Annotated in this window: 17 protein-coding genes and 3 tRNA genes; 6 read left to right on the top strand and 14 right to left on the bottom strand. The window is 52.4% G+C overall.

Annotation, left to right across the window (positions count from 1 at the left end; all coding sequences use genetic code 11):
• Positions 1-29 precede the first annotated feature (29 nt).
• From ytxC to polA, 14 genes are all read right to left on the bottom strand, one after another.
• A complete protein-coding gene (gene ytxC / locus BLP91_RS09150; protein ID WP_176757918.1) occupies positions 30-875 on the bottom strand; it encodes a putative sporulation protein YtxC in 846 nt (281 codons plus the stop codon).
• Between the two features lie 134 nt (positions 876-1009).
• Positions 1010-1708: a thermonuclease family protein gene (locus BLP91_RS09145; protein WP_176757917.1), complete on the bottom strand. Its 699-nt coding sequence runs from the start codon at positions 1706-1708 to the stop codon at positions 1010-1012.
• Positions 1709-1739: 31 nt separating this feature from the next.
• Positions 1740-2399 (bottom strand): metal-dependent hydrolase, encoded by a 660-nt coding sequence (locus BLP91_RS09140; RefSeq protein ID WP_091569935.1) that lies wholly within the window; start codon positions 2397-2399, stop codon positions 1740-1742.
• 153 nt (positions 2400-2552) lie between these two features.
• Positions 2553-2642: transfer RNA gene (locus BLP91_RS09135), tRNA-Leu, on the bottom strand.
• A gap of 11 nt (positions 2643-2653) precedes the next feature.
• Positions 2654-2728 (bottom strand) — tRNA-Gly (locus BLP91_RS09130).
• A gap of 7 nt (positions 2729-2735) precedes the next feature.
• Positions 2736-2811 (bottom strand) — tRNA-Phe (locus BLP91_RS09125).
• A gap of 69 nt (positions 2812-2880) precedes the next feature.
• Positions 2881-3810: a primosomal protein DnaI gene (gene dnaI, locus BLP91_RS09120; RefSeq protein WP_091569932.1), complete on the bottom strand. Its 930-nt coding sequence runs from the start codon at positions 3808-3810 to the stop codon at positions 2881-2883.
• The gene (locus tag BLP91_RS09115; RefSeq protein ID WP_091569930.1) at positions 3810-5288 is read right to left on the bottom strand and encodes a replication initiation and membrane attachment family protein; all 1479 of its coding nucleotides are present in this window, start codon (positions 5286-5288) and stop codon (positions 3810-3812) included. Before BLP91_RS09115 ends, dnaI begins: the two co-directional genes overlap by 1 nt.
• 307 nt (positions 5289-5595) lie before the next feature.
• Positions 5596-6123 (bottom strand): transcriptional regulator NrdR, encoded by a 528-nt coding sequence (nrdR, locus tag BLP91_RS09110; RefSeq protein ID WP_091570066.1) that lies wholly within the window; start codon positions 6121-6123, stop codon positions 5596-5598.
• Between the two features lie 156 nt (positions 6124-6279).
• Positions 6280-7323 carry a glyceraldehyde-3-phosphate dehydrogenase gene (locus tag BLP91_RS09105; RefSeq protein ID WP_091569928.1) on the bottom strand — a complete coding sequence of 348 codons (1044 nt, stop codon included), beginning with the start codon at positions 7321-7323 and terminating at the stop codon, positions 6280-6282.
• Positions 7324-7424: 101 nt separating this feature from the next.
• On the bottom strand, positions 7425-8060 hold the full coding sequence (locus BLP91_RS09100; protein ID WP_091569925.1) for a lytic transglycosylase domain-containing protein: 636 nt from the start codon (positions 8058-8060) through the stop codon (positions 7425-7427).
• Entirely contained in the window at positions 8018-8632 is a 615-nt protein-coding gene (gene coaE, locus BLP91_RS09095) for a dephospho-CoA kinase (RefSeq protein ID WP_091569922.1), read from the bottom strand. Before coaE ends, BLP91_RS09100 begins: the two co-directional genes overlap by 43 nt.
• Positions 8633-8665: 33 nt before the next feature.
• On the bottom strand, positions 8666-9490 hold the full coding sequence (gene mutM / locus BLP91_RS09090; protein ID WP_091569919.1) for a DNA-formamidopyrimidine glycosylase: 825 nt from the start codon (positions 9488-9490) through the stop codon (positions 8666-8668).
• A 20-nt stretch (positions 9491-9510) separates the two neighbouring features.
• Entirely contained in the window at positions 9511-12162 is a 2652-nt protein-coding gene (polA, locus tag BLP91_RS09085) for a DNA polymerase I (protein ID WP_091569916.1), read from the bottom strand.
• A 165-nt stretch (positions 12163-12327) separates the two neighbouring features.
• On the opposite strand from polA, the gene BLP91_RS09080 reads away from it, so the two are divergent.
• From BLP91_RS09080 to BLP91_RS09055, 6 genes are all read left to right on the top strand, one after another.
• On the top strand, positions 12328-13278 hold the full coding sequence (locus BLP91_RS09080; RefSeq protein ID WP_091569913.1) for a DMT family transporter: 951 nt from the start codon (positions 12328-12330) through the stop codon (positions 13276-13278).
• On the top strand, positions 13275-13604 hold the full coding sequence (locus BLP91_RS09075; protein ID WP_091569911.1) for a YnfA family protein: 330 nt from the start codon (positions 13275-13277) through the stop codon (positions 13602-13604). The genes BLP91_RS09080 and BLP91_RS09075 overlap by 4 nt, the downstream gene beginning before the upstream one ends.
• Positions 13605-13980: 376 nt before the next feature.
• Positions 13981-14856, top strand: coding sequence for a hypothetical protein (locus tag BLP91_RS09070; protein ID WP_143003512.1), 876 nt, complete (start codon positions 13981-13983; stop codon positions 14854-14856).
• Entirely contained in the window at positions 14828-15136 is a 309-nt protein-coding gene (locus tag BLP91_RS17535; protein WP_425412208.1) for a DUF1430 domain-containing protein, read from the top strand. Before BLP91_RS09070 ends, BLP91_RS17535 begins: the two co-directional genes overlap by 29 nt.
• A 4-nt stretch (positions 15137-15140) precedes the next feature.
• Positions 15141-15782, top strand: coding sequence for an ABC transporter ATP-binding protein (locus BLP91_RS09060; RefSeq protein WP_091569906.1), 642 nt, complete (start codon positions 15141-15143; stop codon positions 15780-15782).
• Between the two features lie 141 nt (positions 15783-15923).
• Positions 15924-16391, top strand: a complete 468-nt coding sequence (locus BLP91_RS09055; RefSeq protein WP_342670282.1) for a PCYCGC motif-containing (lipo)protein — start codon at positions 15924-15926, stop codon at positions 16389-16391.
• The last annotated feature ends 66 nt before the right edge of the window (positions 16392-16457 follow it).

The raw sequence follows: 16457 nt of genomic DNA, 5'->3' as shown, positions 1-16457 counted from the left end.
GCCATTATACCCCCCGGCCAATCCCATCGTCAACCTTTCGGGGGAATCCTTTCTTCCCGATGGAACCGGTGCGGTTGGCATTCAGGGCAACCGTCGCAGAGGGAAATCCGGGTTTCAAACACCTGCTCCAAGGTTTGAACCACATTCTCCTCCCGATTTCGTGTATGTAACACCACTTGTTCAGGTGCCACGGTCAGAAGCGTGCTCACAATCAGATCTTCATGAGAAAAAGGGGGCTCCACCAACTCCTTGACCGCACCGTCCAGTTCTTTCATGCGAAGCGGCCGCCCCTCACCGTCCAACAGTTGGAACCGTCGCTCGTCGGTGTGAAGAACATGAACCAGGGAATATTTCGGTGGTTGCACCGATACAAAATAGCGGAGAAGGTCGATAAATTCCCGATACTCCTGATCCAATAAATACTCATCCACAGCATGTTCCACCAAGTGGATCAATCCATTCCGATATCGTTTTAGGCGGAAATGAAAAAAACCATCGGCGGCCAACACCTGGTGTTGGGCCAGGTATTGGGCAACATGTTGGGCCATGCGAACTTTCCGCGTCTGTCCCGAGGGGGCATCGTCATCGGAATCCATCAATAATTCATAGGTGTATTGCTCAATCCGTCGACGATCGTCGGGATGTTGGTACTGAAACTGGCGGCGGATAATCTGACGGATCAAGTCAGGTTCGCAGATGCTGATATAGTATTCCGCTACCGCCGTGCCCAAGGCATTCCTCAGGGCTTTGTTCCCTATATTGGCTTCCGTATCAAACTGAAACATCGTGCGGTTGCCGCATCCTTTTTCCCGCATCCAGCAGCGGACGCTGGATTGTGTCAACCGCTGAAACTGGTCCCTCAAACATTGGCGCATCCGGTCGGCTCCCTGTGAGCACTCTGTCCCCGGCACGGATATAAGATAAGAGGCCATCGCCCGCCCCCCGTTTTGTCCATCGTTTCTCCTAGTATATGGGAGCGCCAGGTTCAGTATACGTCACAGCCAAGCGTTCAACGGACACCCTTCGGCGGTCGAAATCCGGCTGCTTTTGCTTCCTTTTCCGTACAAAACCAACGCTCAGGCTGGGTTACCTCATACTGAGGACTTTCCCGGGTATGGTAGATCCGATCCCCATCACCGGTAATGTTTCCTTTGATCTCACCGGAGCAGTCCTCTACATCCCTTCCCTCCCTTCCTTTTTCCTTCCACATGCCAACCCCTTTTTTCCGGGCTTCATTTTGCAATTGTTGAAAGCGGTCCCGATAATGTTCATTGGGCGGGACCGTCATCACTTGGGCCATTCCTTCTTCGATCAGTGTGGCATTAAACAGTTCATCGCCGAGCCACACATAAGCGAGCAGACGGCCGTACCGATCCCGCTCTTCTACATCGGTCTCCAACCGGACCCTTTTTCCCTGCAATCGCTCCTCGGTATACCTCGAAGCTTCCTTCCCAAAATACTGGGCACCGATCTCGGGATGGCGAGTTTCAGGGGTATTCACTCCGATCAGACGAACTTTTTCCTTGCTTCCCTCCACATCCACGAGTAGGGTGTCTCCGTCGATTACACGTAGCACCTTCCCATTCCGCGACTCACTCTGATTGTGTTCCGTTTCGGACAAAGGCAGCCCATCCAACTCCGATGGTAACTGGCAACCCGACACCGCCATGAGCAAGACGAGAAGAAAGAGCTGAAATCCCCTTTTCACGGAACCTTCACCTCTAGACGTTGATTCGACCTCAACCGAACAACCCTTTGACTGATCGCAATTGTTCCATGGCCGAATGGAGAAAGACATCATAGGAGGCCCCTTCAAAGAACATCCAGATCAAAGCCAAACATCCGCCATACATGGACACTTTCCCGGTCACCTTATCAAAGGTCTCTCCGGTGCGAATCTTGATGCCTAAATTCCGGAGGCCGATCCGCTGTTTCCACGGCCACAACAACGGGATCCCCCGGGTGGTACAGGCATCGGCCAACAGGTGGGAAAGATACCCCACCGCCATCGCCCAGGTATAGGTTGGATCGGCTAAATAAGTGATCCAAGAAACCACCGCCAAGGATAAGAAAGAATGGGTAAAACTCCGGTGAGGGATGAATGCTACAGACATCGCGTAAATCCCGGCAAAAAGAACCCACAGATCGAGACCTTGAAACAGCGTCAACAAGACAGCGATCAAGCCGGCAATCGCCAGAGCGGCGGAGCGGAAGCGGATCGATCGAAACAACAGATTATTCAGGGTGCTTCCATCCTCATCGATATCCGGCAACATGGATCCCAAGGAAGCGACCGCCACCATACCGATTGCCGTCCCCAAATCGGAGCCACTTCCGGTGATGCCGACAGCGATCGCTCCCGCCGCCACTCCCAGGGACAAATGGGTATTGCCCGTCATATTCAACCTCCTCTTGGAAACAAATGTTTGGATGACGCATGTAGAAAAAGCACCGCAGATCCGGTGCCAATATAAAAACATTGTAGCATAAAAGAGGGGAACAGACGGACGGAAAGATAAAAACACCCCCGCAGGCACCCTGCGGGGGAAATGTGGTACCGAGGGTCGGACTCGAACCGACACGGTGGATCACCCACCCCGGGATTTTAAGTCCCGTGCGTCTACCAATTCCGCCACCCCGGCACATATAAAAATGGAGCGGATGACGGGATTCGAACCCGCGACTCCCGCCTTGGCAAGGCGGTGCTCTACCACTGAGCCACATCCGCTCGAGAATGGTGGTTCGGGACGGAATCGAACCGCCGACACGAGGATTTTCAGTCCTCTGCTCTACCGACTGAGCTACCGAACCGCTTCGTCTTATCTGACGACGAAACATATTATAACACGTGGGTTTCCAGAGCGCAAGACCCTATTTGAGTCAAACCAGCCTCCGATTGGGGCCGTCCACATAACAGACCTCCACATAGGGACGGATGCGCTCCATAATTCGCTTTGCCTTGGTTTTCTCGATGCCACCTTTATCTGAATGGGCCCAATGTTCCTCCAGCTCATCCAGTCCCAAATTGGACGTGTAGACCGTTGGCAACTTTTCAACCATGCGGTATTGCAGAATAGCACCGAAAATCTCATCGCGGATCCACGGCGTGATATTTTCCGCTCCTACATCATCCATGATCAACACCGTCGCCTGTCGAAGGGCATCCAGCTTGCGCTGAATCTGGCCGTCCCGGATCGACTCCTTGATTTCCCGCACAAAATCAGGCACATAAACCATCAGGGAATCGATCCCGTACCGGACGAGATACTGGGCCATCGCTCCCGCGATCCGGCTCTTACCGACCCCGAAGGGGCCGTACAGATACAATCCTTTGCGGGGGCGTCCAGACTCGAATTGCTCGCAAAAATCCATCACCGCTTCAATCGCGTCGGCCCGTCCCGAATCCCATTCCATCTGATCAAATGTGGCCTGGATGATATCCGTCGGGATATAGTGGCTGCGGATCAGCTGTTTTCTGCGGTGTTCCTCTTCCTGGGCGATCCGTTTCTCACAGGGAGCCAGCCTCAAGTCCAAATACCCTCCAAATCCTTGGAGTTCCGTCCGATATCCCGGCACCAGGTTGGGGCATTGATTCAAACCCGGACAATGGTCACAATGCTTCCGCTCTGTCACCATCTGCCGCAATTGAGGAAGGGACCGCCGGTACATTTCCCTCGGGTATTCCGGATGCTGTTGCCGGAAAGAGCGGAGGGAGGGATGGTCGAGGATCCGGTCCAACTCCCTCTCCGGATCGGTCTGTTTTTGCAATCGGCTTTTCAGCGGGGCCACCACTTTATCGATCCGTTCCATCACTCGTCAGCCCCCTTCTTCTGCATCCGTTGGTTGAGTCGCTGGTTCATCCGCTTCCACTTCGCCCGAAGGCGAGCTTCCGTCTCCGGATCCACTCTTTCACTCTGGGGACGCTCCCCCTTCTCTTCCCGCTCCATCGCTTGAGCGACAGCTTTAGGAAGAGAATCCTCTTTTTTCGGCCGCTTCCGGTTGGCAGCCGAGAGCCGTTTCCCGCCTCCCTTCGTCCCCCGTTTCCACTCCCAATCCAACTCTTTTCGGACCGATTCCCGCGCCTCTTCCACGGTTCGAATATTTTTGCGGGCCCAGTGGCCGGCGATTTTCTCCACGAGGGCACGGGGAAGCTTGTAATCATATGAATACAGCACATACTCCAGCAAAACGTTGATAACTCCAGTCGGAAGCCCGTAATTGTTGATCAAATCCTCCACGAGCTCCAAATCCGCTTTGGGGATCCGGTTACCCTTTTGAAAGTGGGCCAAAAGCTCCATCGGGGACACTTCATTCAACATACGGAAGTGTCGCTCCTCCTCACTTTCCTGTGGTGTTGCCCGTCTCGCTTTACCCTCCTGCTCCTGGGCTGGTTTATGAGATTCAACGCGATGGCGGTCGACAATCACCGGCTCACCACCAAAGCTCATGCGATACTGGCTCCGCACGAAGGAGCGCAGCCGAGAGAAATCAATCTCCCCCTGTTGGGTCACGTAGGGGTTTTGTAGCGCTCGAATCAAATCCCAATCATCTAGCCGGTAGAGAAATTGAATTTCCCGAATCTGCTCCTCCACCTGTGATGTCCAGGCACTCTCTTTCAATACATGGCGCAACCGAGCCTTTACCATCGTCAAATCGTCGTCGTCTCCCTTGGAAAAATCCGGGGATTGTCCCTCATCGACCCAGCCATCCGACTCCGCCACCGGTTGCGGTAACTCCTCTTCCACTTCCGCTGCCGACCGGATCTCAGCAGGTGACAAGGATTGGAATACGTCCTGGAAGGATTTGGTGATCTCATTCCCTCTGTTGGATCTGGTTTCAGTACCGGAGACAACCCATTTCTCATACAGATCGCGAAATCGATCTTTCCCCAAGCGGTTGATGAGCGAAACACTCAACACATCACTCTGAAAAAAACCGACAGGGGAAAGGGGAGGAACCAATTCGTACTCAAGCAGTTTCTGATCTTCGGCTTGTTTTTGGAACGTGTTTAATAAGCCGACCCCCTCCAACCGATAACGGGCCTGGACCACCTTGTCTAAGGGCAGTTGAAGCATTTTCATCAAATCCAGGTGGGAATAACGGCGGGATACCCCAGGGCGATCCAGAGGCAGACAATGATACAAAGTAAGATAAAGACTGACTGCCGCAGCCCCGATCAGAGGTTGATATAAGCTAAGCAAAACCATCTGATCCGTCGGTTGTACCGGACGGCGGCTGTGACTGATCCACATATCCCCTGGAGTGTTATCCTTCCATGCGATCGACATGAACCCAGCCTCCCGATCCGTTCACTAAAAGCGCGGGTACCGATGTGTCGAAAAAAGAAAGCAGCACGATGGGTGACATTTTCGTCACACCAAGCTCCCGGTCTCGCGCAGGCCTACCGGGTCTAGCAATCTGCTGCCTAAGCGTCTTTGTAAGCTATGTTCCTCGGCGAATACGGCAACGCCACCTTTTCTGATACACTTTCCAAGCAGCAGGGCTTTCCCTTGCACCCCACAGCGGCGTCCGAATGCGGACAACCTCCCCGACGCTTCAAAGATGGATTTCTATTGTAACAGGTGAGCCTGTCCATCACAAACCGGATTTCCCCCGGGAATCACCGTTTTCCTCGTGTTCCTCTCCTTTTTTCTCCGCCAAAGGATGGCGGGAGCGATTTAACAGATCTTCCAATTCCCTCACAAAGACATTAATATCTTTAAACTGGCGATAGACTGAAGCGAACCGGACATAGGCTACCTCATCCACACTGACCAGCCGTTCCATGATCAATTCGCCGATTTCCCGAGTGGGAATTTCCGATGCATTTTGTTCTCTGACACTCCGTTCCACCTGGTCGACCAGCTCTTCCAACGTTTCCATGGGAACCGGCCGTTTTTCACAAGCCCGAATCAACCCCCGCAACAGCTTTTCTCGGCTGAATTCCTCCCGGCTGCCATCTTTTTTGATGACGATCAAGGGTTTTTCCTCCACCATTTCAAAGGTAGTGAACCGCCGTTCGCATGAGTCGCACTGGCGCCTCCGCCGGATCGATTTTCCTTCATGGGCGGGACGGGAATCTAAAACCCGGCTCCCCAGATAATGACAATATGGGCAACGCATCATCGCACTCCTCCTTTTGGCGGACTTCCTGCCGACGAGCGGAATGAAGTTTGTCCTAACTATACCACAAGAAACGGAGCCTCAGCCGGTGAAATCCATCTTCGCAAAACAAAACATCCCCGGTTCAGCCGAGGATGCTCCGTAATAGCTTATCAATTATACCGTCATATGTTCATGGGACAGGGCATTCTTTGAAAGAAACGGACGGCCTACATATTTTAAGAGGTCGACGACACGGCAGGAATATCCCCACTCGTTGTCATACCAAGCAAGCACTTTTACCTGTCGGTCACCGATCAACATCGTGGACGTGGCATCTACGATGGCGGAATGGGGGTTCCCGTTGAAGTCAGAGGAGACGAGGGGCGCCTCCGAATAATCGATGATTCCCTTCATATCCGTTTCCGCTGCGCGCCTCAGCGCATCGTTCACTTGGTCGACGGTAACATCACATGCCAGATCGGCAACCAGATCGACGATGGAAACATTGGGTGTCGGGACCCGAAGGGCGAGTCCGTTCAGCCGCCCCTTCAACCCAGGAATCACTTGCCCGATCGCCGATGCAGCCCCGGTTTTCGTCGGAATGATCGACTGGGTGCAAGCCCGGGCCCGTCGCAAATCTTTATGGGGATTATCCAGGTTTTTTTGATCATTGGTATAGGAGTGAACCGTTGTCATCAGACCCTGTTCAATCCCGAACGCTTCATGAAGCACCTTGGCCACTGGCGCCAGACAGTTCGTGGTACAGCTGGCGTTGGAGATCACGTGATGTTGTTCCGGTTCGTAATCGCTTTCGTTTACGCCCATCACAATCATCGCGTCCTCATTTTTCCCCGGTGCCGTAATAACCACTTTTTTGGCGCCCGCTTTCAGATGAAGACCGGCACCATCCCGCTCACGGAACTTGCCGGTCGCTTCCACGACAATATCGATATCCAACTGGGACCAGGGAAGGCGTTCCGGATCCCGGTCGGAGACGAGTTGCACTGCTTTGCCGTTGACGATCAGCCGGTCTCCGTCTCCTCGGATGTCATCATCCACTGTACCGTGAATGGTATCATATTTCACCAAGTGGGCGAGGGTTTCAGCTGGGTAGCTGGCATTCACCGCCACCACTTCCAACGATTCCTCCTGAATGGCTTTCCTAAACACCATCCGTCCGATCCGTCCAAATCCGTTAATCGCAATCCGCAGCGGCATAGGTTTCCCCTTCCTTCTATATATAACATACCGTTTTCCCTTACTATTATAATCAGTATGTCACATATTGCAATGAGAAGGACGGAAAAATGGGCGAAACTTTACTGAGGACGGGTAAATGTGTCACGCTCTTTAATCAAATGAGAGTAAAGCGCCCGATATTTTTGTTGAAAAAAGACTACCCGCTGCACATAATGGCGTGTTTCACCAAAGGGAATCTGGCCGAGATTGCGCCTTGTTCCATCCCAACGGCCTTCTTCTAACCATTTCTTCACATTTCCTGGTCCCGCATTATAAGCGGCGATAGCAGCAATCTTATTTCCATCAAACTCTTTCAGCAATCCAGAGATATACCAACTACCCATGTGGATATTGATCGCAGGATCATGGACCTCATCCTTAAATGCCGGGGAAAATTTCCCCCGTTCTACAACCCACTCCACCGTATTGGGCGTCAGTTGCATCAGTCCCTGGGCACCTGCATGGGACTCCACGTCCGGTTTAAATTTACTCTCCACCCGGATGATGGCCATCACCAAAAAAGGGTCGGCACCGGTGGTTTCGGCGCTGTACAAAATCTTCTCCTCATAATTCAAAGGATACATCCACCGATTAAACAGCGGGGTCGCCACCACGAGAAAAACCAGCAGCAAAATGAAAGCTAGACCCAGTTTACGTTTGGAAGGCAGGGCCGCTATAGCCGGTCGGATCCATTTTTGGATACCAGAATTCGCCATAGTGCATCAACCTGTCTTTCCGTGTCTGCCAACGATCCGGTATTATCGATCAGTACGTCGGCAAACGGCTTTTTTTCTTCAATAGGCATTTGGGCCCCAACCATGCGCCGGGCCTCAGCCGCCGAAATCCCATCTCGTTCCATCAACCGTTTCAATTGCAGGTCCTCGGGAAGGTATACCACGACGACGAGCTCCGCCAATTCGGTCAAGTTTTCCTCAATCAAAAGTGGAACGTCCAGAATGACGGGGCGTTCCTCTTCCGCTTGTTGGTACCGAGCCACTTCTTCCTCCATGTGTTCGATAATCAGCGGATGAAGAATGCCGTTCAATTTATTCCGAGCTGCTTCATCCTGAAACACGATGTTCCGAAGGGCAGCCCGGTCCAGATTGCCGTCTGCTGCAATCACTTGATCTCCGAAGGCTTCCCGCACCTTGCGAATGCCTTCGGAACCGGGCATCACCACAGCCCGTGCCGCCTGATCGGCGTCGACAATCGCCGCCCCCCGCTGTCGCAGCATGCGGGACACAGTGCTTTTTCCAGTGGCGATCCCGCCAGTCAAACCCACCCTCATAGGCGCCCCCTCCTTTGCTGCAGTTTGTGTTCATCATCGCTGGCATCGGGGACACAGATGAGTACCTCTTCCCGCCACCACCCGGCGTTCGATCGGTTCGCCACAGCGGGGACAGGGTTCGCCCCGGCGCCCGTACACCTGGATACGTAACTGAAACATTCCCATCTCACCATTACCATTCACATAACTTCGAACGGAGGAGCCCCCCGCTTCGATCGCTTTCACTAGAGTGGAACGAATGCTGGTATAGAGACGTTTCACCTCGTCGTCAGTGAGCGACTGCACCGGACGTTCCGGATGGATGCCTGCAGAAAAGAGGGACTCATCCACATAGATATTGCCAAGCCCGCTCAGGAATTCCTGATTTAACAGGAGGGCCTTCATCCGGGTTTTCCGGCTCCTCAATCTCTGCGCAAACATCTCCGGGGTAAACGCCTCCGATAGGGGCTCCGGTCCCAACTTCACCAGCGGCAGCCGTTCCAACTCCTCCCCCTTGGGCCACAGATGCATGGTTCCGAATTGACGGACGTCGCGATAACGGAGTTCCGTTTTGTCTGTAAACCGAAAAATCACATGGGTGTGCTTCTCTACCGGGGCTTCACTGGATTCCATACAGTAGCGCCCTTCCATGCGCAGGTGGGAGACCAACACCCATGGGTCCAAATGGATGAGAAGGAATTTCCCGCGACGTCCCACTCCTTTTACTGTCCGCCCTTGCAGCATTTCTCCAAACAGCTCCGGATCCGGGGGCTCTTTGATGATCCGGGGCAGGAACACCGAAACCTCGTCCACTGTTTTTCCCACAATCTGATGTTCCAAGGTCCGTTTTATAGTTTCCACTTCAGGCAGTTCCGGCATGGTTTCCCCTCTCCCTGGTGTTACTTCGCTTCGTACCAGGTCCGACCGGTGTTAACGTCCACTTTCAGGGGAACGGCAAGCTCCACCGGTCCCTCCATCACACGGCGGACCCGCTCTGACAAGGCATCCGTTTCCTCCTCCGGCACTTCGAAGATCAATTCGTCGTGCACCTGAAGGAGAAGACGGGCTTTCCACCCTTCTCGCCTTAACACCTCGTCCATTTGGACCATCGCTTTTTTGATGATATCTGCAGCTGAGCCCTGAATGGGGGTGTTCATCGCCGTCCGTTCCGCAAAGCTTCGCCGGTTAAAGTTGCGGGAGTTAATCTCCGGCAGTTGACGCCGCCGGTGCAGCATCGTGGAGACATACCCATCTTGTTTCGCCTTTTGTATGATATCATCCATATACTGCTTCACACCGGGGTAGCTGTCAAAATAGCGACGGATAAACTCCCCTGCCTCCTTGCGGGGGATATTTAGATTTTGGGACAATCCGTAGTCGCTGATCCCGTAGACAATCCCAAAGTTGACCGCTTTGGCTTGCCGGCGCATAAGCGGGGTCACTTCCTCAGCGGAGACGCCGAACACGTCCATCGCCGTCTTGGTGTGAACGTCCATACCCTTTTGAAAAGCTTCGATCAGTTTTTCATCCCCGGACAGGTGAGCCAATACCCGCAACTCGATCTGGGAGTAATCCGCCGACAGTATCAACCAATTTTCCTCAGAGGGTACAAACACCTGACGCAGGCGACGCCCCTCTTCCAGCCGAACGGGAATGTTCTGCAGATTGGGGTCGGAGCTGGACAGGCGGCCGGTGGCGGTGATCGCCTGATGGAAACGGGTGTGGATTTTCCCCGTCGAGGGATAGATCTCTTTCAGCAAGCCGTCTACGTAAGTCCCGATCAACTTCACCACCTGCCGATAATGCAAAATCTCTTCGGCAATATCATGCTGTGGCGCCAGCTTTTCCAGCACCTCAGCACTGGTGGAGTAACCGGTTTTCGTCTTTTTGATCACTGGGAGCCCCAATTTGTCAAACAGAATTTCCCCTAATTGTTTAGGTGAGTTGATATTAAACTCGGTCCCGGCCAGCTCATAAATCCTCGCTGTCAATTCCTCCAGGTGCTCCCGCAGCTCCTCACCCAGCTGTTGAAGCCGCTCCCGGTCCACCTGGACTCCAGCGAGCTCCATGCGGGCCAGAACGTGGGTGATAGGTAGTTCCAACTCAAAAAAGAGGGCGTCCAGGTGATTTTCCTGAAGTTCCTTTTCCAGAATCGGCTTCAGCTGATGTATCGTGTGGACCTTACGAGCCAAATGCTCCGCCAGTTCCTGACCGGTCAATTGGCGCCGTTTCGCTCCCTTCCCGTAAACCGCCTCATCCTCCGGCAACCCACCGATCTGCCGTCGCTGGGCGATGTCAGAGAGTTGATGGGCGGAATCGGAGGCATTGATCAGATAGGAGGCCAACATGACATCAAAGCTGTAGCCGTCGGAGCTTAACCCCTGTCTCCTCAAGGCCACCTGGTTACCTTTGATGTCATAGCACCACTTTTCCCGCTCCGGATCCTGCAGCCACTGGGCAAAAGCCTCCCAGCCAGCAGCCGTTTCCCAATCGAGAAAGAGATGTTGTTCACCGTCAGAGAGCGCCACCCCCAACAGGTCGGCTCGATGGTAATTCTCACTGCTCATCTCCAAATAAAGCGTCAGAGGGGATTGTTGCAGGAAGGATTCCCACTCCGCCGTCTCATCGGGTTGGACCCTCTTCACGGAGATATTCTCCATCTCCTCTGCCTCATCTGCCGACGATCCCGCCCCGCCGATCCGTTCCAATAGGGATTTAAACTCCAGCTCTTTCAACAACGGCGACACGCGATCGATAGAGAAGCCTTCATATTTCAAATCATCCAGGCTGAAGTCGAGGGGCACCTCACACATAATCGTGGCCAACTCTTTACTCAAGACCGCGTCACGCCGGTTATCGGCCACCTTCTCCTTCAGCTTTTTGCCGGGGAGATCCTCGATGTTATCCAGAACCCCTTCCACAGATTCAAATTGCTTCAAAAGCTTCAGGGCGGTCTTCTCCCCCACGCCGGGGATCCCGGGAATGTTGTCGGAGGGGTCTCCCATCAAACCCTTCAAGTCGATGATCTGCTCCGGCTTCAAGCCGTATTTCTCATCAATCTTTTTCGGATCGTAACGATCTGTGTCGGTGACGCCTTTTTTCGTCATCAGGAGATGGACCTTGTCAGTCACCAATTGCAAAAGATCTTTGTCCCCTGTCACGATCGTCACCGAAAAGCCTTCTTGATCCGCTTTTCTTGACAGTGTCCCGATAATATCATCCGCCTCGTATTGGTGCAGTTCAAAGTGGCGGATGCCGAAACGATCCAACAGCTCCTTCATCAGCGGGATCTGCTCGGAAAACTCGTCGGGGGTCTTGTCCCGTTTTCCTTTATAATCCTTATAGTCCCGATGCCGGAAAGTCATCTTACCGGCATCAAAGGCCACCAGCACGTGACTCGGTTTTTCTTCCTCCAGCACCTTCATCAGCATCATGGCGAAGCCGTACACCGCATTGGTGTAGGTACCCTTGTTGTTCTGTAGCAGCGGAAGGGCGAAAAACGCCCGATAGGCGATACTATTTCCGTCGATCAAAACCAGTTTGTCCATCATGGACCTCCATATATCGAAGTTACCATCCCGCGTCATTGTCCAAGAACGAAGACCCGGGATATAATGGGCGATAACAGTGCAGTCGAGCCCTTACATAAAGCAACACCATTTTACCATGGGCCGGTATGTACTTCCAGCTGCAACCACACAGAAGGAGGAAGTCATATGTCCCATCGCCCCCCGATTCACCCTTACCTCGCCCTGGGGATTGGAGTCTTGTTTATCTCCTTCTCCGCCATCCTGGTTAAGCTGGCAGCCGCCTCCTCCACCGTCGTCGCCGCCTGGCGCCTGTTGCTGGCTACCGGCTTGATGTTACCGCTCTGGTGGAGACATCGCCAGGAGCTGCGTTGGATGAAAGGACGGGACTGGGCGCTCACCCTCCTGTCGGGGGTATTTCTGGCCCTCCACTTCGCCCTCTGGTTCGCCTCCCTGTCATACACCAGCGTGGCCAGCTCGGTGGTGTTGGTGACGCTGCAACCGGTGTTCGCCTTTGCAGGTGCCTACTTCTTATTTCGAGAACGAACCCATATCACCGCGCTGGCCGGAGCGGGACTGGCCGTCAGCGGGGGGATGATTTTGGGTTGGGGAGACTTCGCTCTGGGAGGAAACGCTCTGTTCGGCGACTTCCTCGCCCTGTCGGGGGCGGTAATGGTCACCGCCTATTGGCTAGCGGGTCAGCACCTGCGCCAGCGCCTCTCCCTCATTACCTACACCACCCTGGTATACGGGACCGCCGGGCTGTTGTTAGCCATCGCCTGTCTTTTTTCCGGAGAACCGCTGTTGGCTCATTCATCCCAGGACTGGATCCTCTTCTTCCTACTCGCCCTCTTCCCCACCTTGTTGGGTCACAGCCTGCTCAACTGGGTGATCCGATGGGTGCCGGCCACCACCGTCTCGGTCAGCATCCTCGGTGAACCGGTCGGCGCTTCTCTCCTTGCCTATTGGATATTTGGCGAACAGCCTGGCCCATTGCAATGGACGGGCGGCCTCTTGATCGTCATCGGAGTATATGTCTTCATCCGGTTTCGGGAACGACCGGCCATACAGGGAACAAACACACCAAGAAAAGCGGTAAAGCATCAAACGATAAAGTGCAAGGAGGACGAACGTCTATGATCCAATCGATTTCACTCTTTCTCTTGGCCGGGCTGGCCGAGATCGGCGGCGGGTATTTGGTGTGGCTCTGGATCCGAGAAGGAACATCCATCGGGTACGGAGTGATCGGCTCTCTGATCCTGGTGCTCTATGGGGTGATCCCCACTCTCCAGAACTTCCCATCCTTTGGACGGGTATACGCTGCCTACGGCGGCATCTTCGTCATTCTCTCCATTCTGTGGGGATGGGGAATCGATCAAAAGGTTCCAGACCGTGACGACTGGCTGGGTGCCCTCTTCTGCATGGCCGGTGTTATCATCATGTTATGGGCTCCGCGGAACGGATAATCACTACACATGCGATAAAAGCGCTCACCCGGTGTGGTGAGCGCTTTTTACAGTTTGCTGTTATTCTCCGAAGGAAGATACAAAATGCGGCAACCATCCAGATGACTCCTCAGAGGTGGTAGTCCAGAGTCTGTTACCATTTCCCCGCACAGTCACTGTGGGTAACGGGTCCCAAATTGATATTGAACGACTGTTTACGATTCTTTCACCATCCAAGTTCCAGAGACAGAAGACACGGAATCGGAACCGACTGAAAACTTTAATCACATCTTTCGATATCACTTGAAAACAAGGGGGTTTTAGCGTCGAATAATGTCAAAATATGTTTTTTAATTTTGTTGATTTCCTAAAATGTATAAACTAGTATTAATTTTCATTGCGAGCCCAGCAGGAGCAGATCGATGCTCAACAAGGACAGCTAGAGCATTGGAGTCAGATGGATGACTATGGTCTACTGCAACCTTCCATCGGCCATAGCACTGCCTATACGAGGGATGAATTTGAAAAGGAGATGTATCGAGATGATCAAGCACTAGATCAACTCTATCCTTTTCTCAATCACCGAGGGGCTTTATACATCGATGCCACCGATTATGAAGAAAATGCACTGTTATTGAATCGTGATTCCAACAATATTCGCTCAATCACAGTTAACCCTAATTATTTAAAGGCTTTTCCAGTCGTTGATCGTGAAGGACAGCCGATTCAAGTATCAGAAAAGAGTGAGGACTGGGTGTTGCTCGTCCCCGAACAATATCGAGATCGGGAAGAAGATATTCGTCACTTCTATGAAAGAGAAAACATCAGAGATTTTTACTTAACGACCGATCAGGGCCAAAAATTGAAAATCATCTGGTTAGCTGAAGGGCAACGCATTTTCAGTTCCAATCCGGATGTATTCCCAACCGAACAAAATATGATTCACGACCCCATCATTCACGTGAAAACAGAGGAAAACCATTTATTTACCTATAGAAGTGGGATCCTTGGCGGTGGACTGAACGATCATTTAAAACTCAAGTTGGTCGACAAAGATCCAAGACTCACCTATAAAGAGCTACAACCAGAATTTGATCGGCACCAAATCGATGACCAGATCAAACAAAATAGTGTATTCACCTTTTCCCAATTTTTATCGCAAGAAGTGGCCCGGTTAAAAGCCTCTATTCGCACATCTCTTCTCTCCATGCTGGGCTTAAGCAAGCGTATTTGCGTATTTGATCGTGCAAAACCTATTAATTCTTTTCCATAAACACCAGAAACGATTTGTGGTCCAACGTTTGTTCGGAATCGGCTTCTTCATGACCTATCGAAGGGTTTTCATTTGGTGGCTCGTGACATCAGTCGCCTTCGTCGTGCTCAGTTTCGCGATAGATCGGATCTTGGGGCTACGATGGATAACCGGAATCACAGATCCCCATGTTCTCCTCGTCATTTTCAGTTTGCTGAGCTTGGAGACGCTGGCCACCTTTCTCTCTCTGACTGTGATGGAACGACGGAACAAGGTCTCGGTAATAAAAGGAGGAGAATAACTGTATGCCACCAGTCTGTGAGCTAAAAAACGTAACGAAACGATACGGTGATCACCTCGTCTTAAACCAAATCGACTTGACTGTCCATGAAAGAGAGATGGTCGCTATCACTGGAAAAAGCGGATCCGGTAAAACTACGATCTTAAATATTATGGGCATGTTGGAAAACCCGGATGGAGGGACAGTCAAATTATTTGGCGAGGAAAAACCGAGCAGCCACTCCAGAAAAGCTCATCATATATTACGAACCCGACTTTCCAATCTGTTTCAAAACTATGCGTTAATCGATAATGGGACGGTTGATGAAAATTTGGACATCCCATTGATCTATGCAAAAAAGAACAAAAAGGAAAAGCAGAGGATGAAAAGAGACGCCCTTGAACAGGTGGGGTTAAACCTTTCTTTCAAACAAAAAATCCATGAACTTTCCGGCGGGGAACAGCAACGGGTGGCGATGGCGAGAATTCTGCTAAAGCCCTGTGACTTAATTCTGGCCGATGAGCCGACGGGCTCATTGGATGCGGAGAACCGCGAGGGTATATTAGAAATTTTAAATAATTTTAATCGAGAAGGCAAAACCATCATCATCGTCACCCATGACCCCTTTGTCGCTGAAGCTTGTCATCGTACCTTCCAGTTGCCTTAAAGTTGGGATCTGCTCTTCGAGACCGTGTCAACACCATTTCATTATTCCACCCCCATCACTTGTTTTCTAACCAACCATCCGTTACGATTTTATCGTCATCGCTAGAATCGAAGCACGTTTTTTCAGAATGGAGGTGTAGGGATGAAACGAGCTTTGCTATTGGGATTGATGCTCCTGTTGGCACTGACCGGATGCTCCGGTGCAACCAGCGGCCCTTCCGAAGAAAGCCTGCAAGACTTAACGAAAGAAGCCGAACAAGTAAAGGTTGAGCTGCCGGAGTTTATCCTATCCGCCCCACCTCGAGCCCAGGAAGCATATCGGCTGGCCTACGCTCACACCGACTTGCTTGAACACATGCCCTGTTATTGTGGCTGCGGCTCGCAGGGCCACGGACATAATGCCCATTGTTTCATTCAGGACAAAGGAGAAGACGGTAACGTGGCCTGGGATCGGATGGGTGCCACCTGAGGCATCTGCATCAACATCGCGCGTGACGCGGTGGCTATGAAAAAGGAAGGCAACTCCCTGCAGGAAATTCGCCAATATATCGAAGAGCGATACGGGGACCAAGGTCCCTCCACTCCGACGCCGCAACCGCCGGAAAAATAATCGAAGCCACGAAGATTGACCTTCGTGGCTTTCTCCATCAAAGAGAGGCAGCCGATCCGTATCGGC

Origin of the sequence: Melghirimyces thermohalophilus, assembly GCF_900102685.1 — a bacterium.
In the GTDB taxonomy this organism is placed as follows: domain Bacteria; phylum Bacillota; class Bacilli; order Thermoactinomycetales; family DSM-45169; genus Melghirimyces; species Melghirimyces thermohalophilus.
The sequence above is the reverse complement of the archived record's forward strand: the minus strand, read 5'-3'. Positions and strand labels throughout refer to the sequence as shown.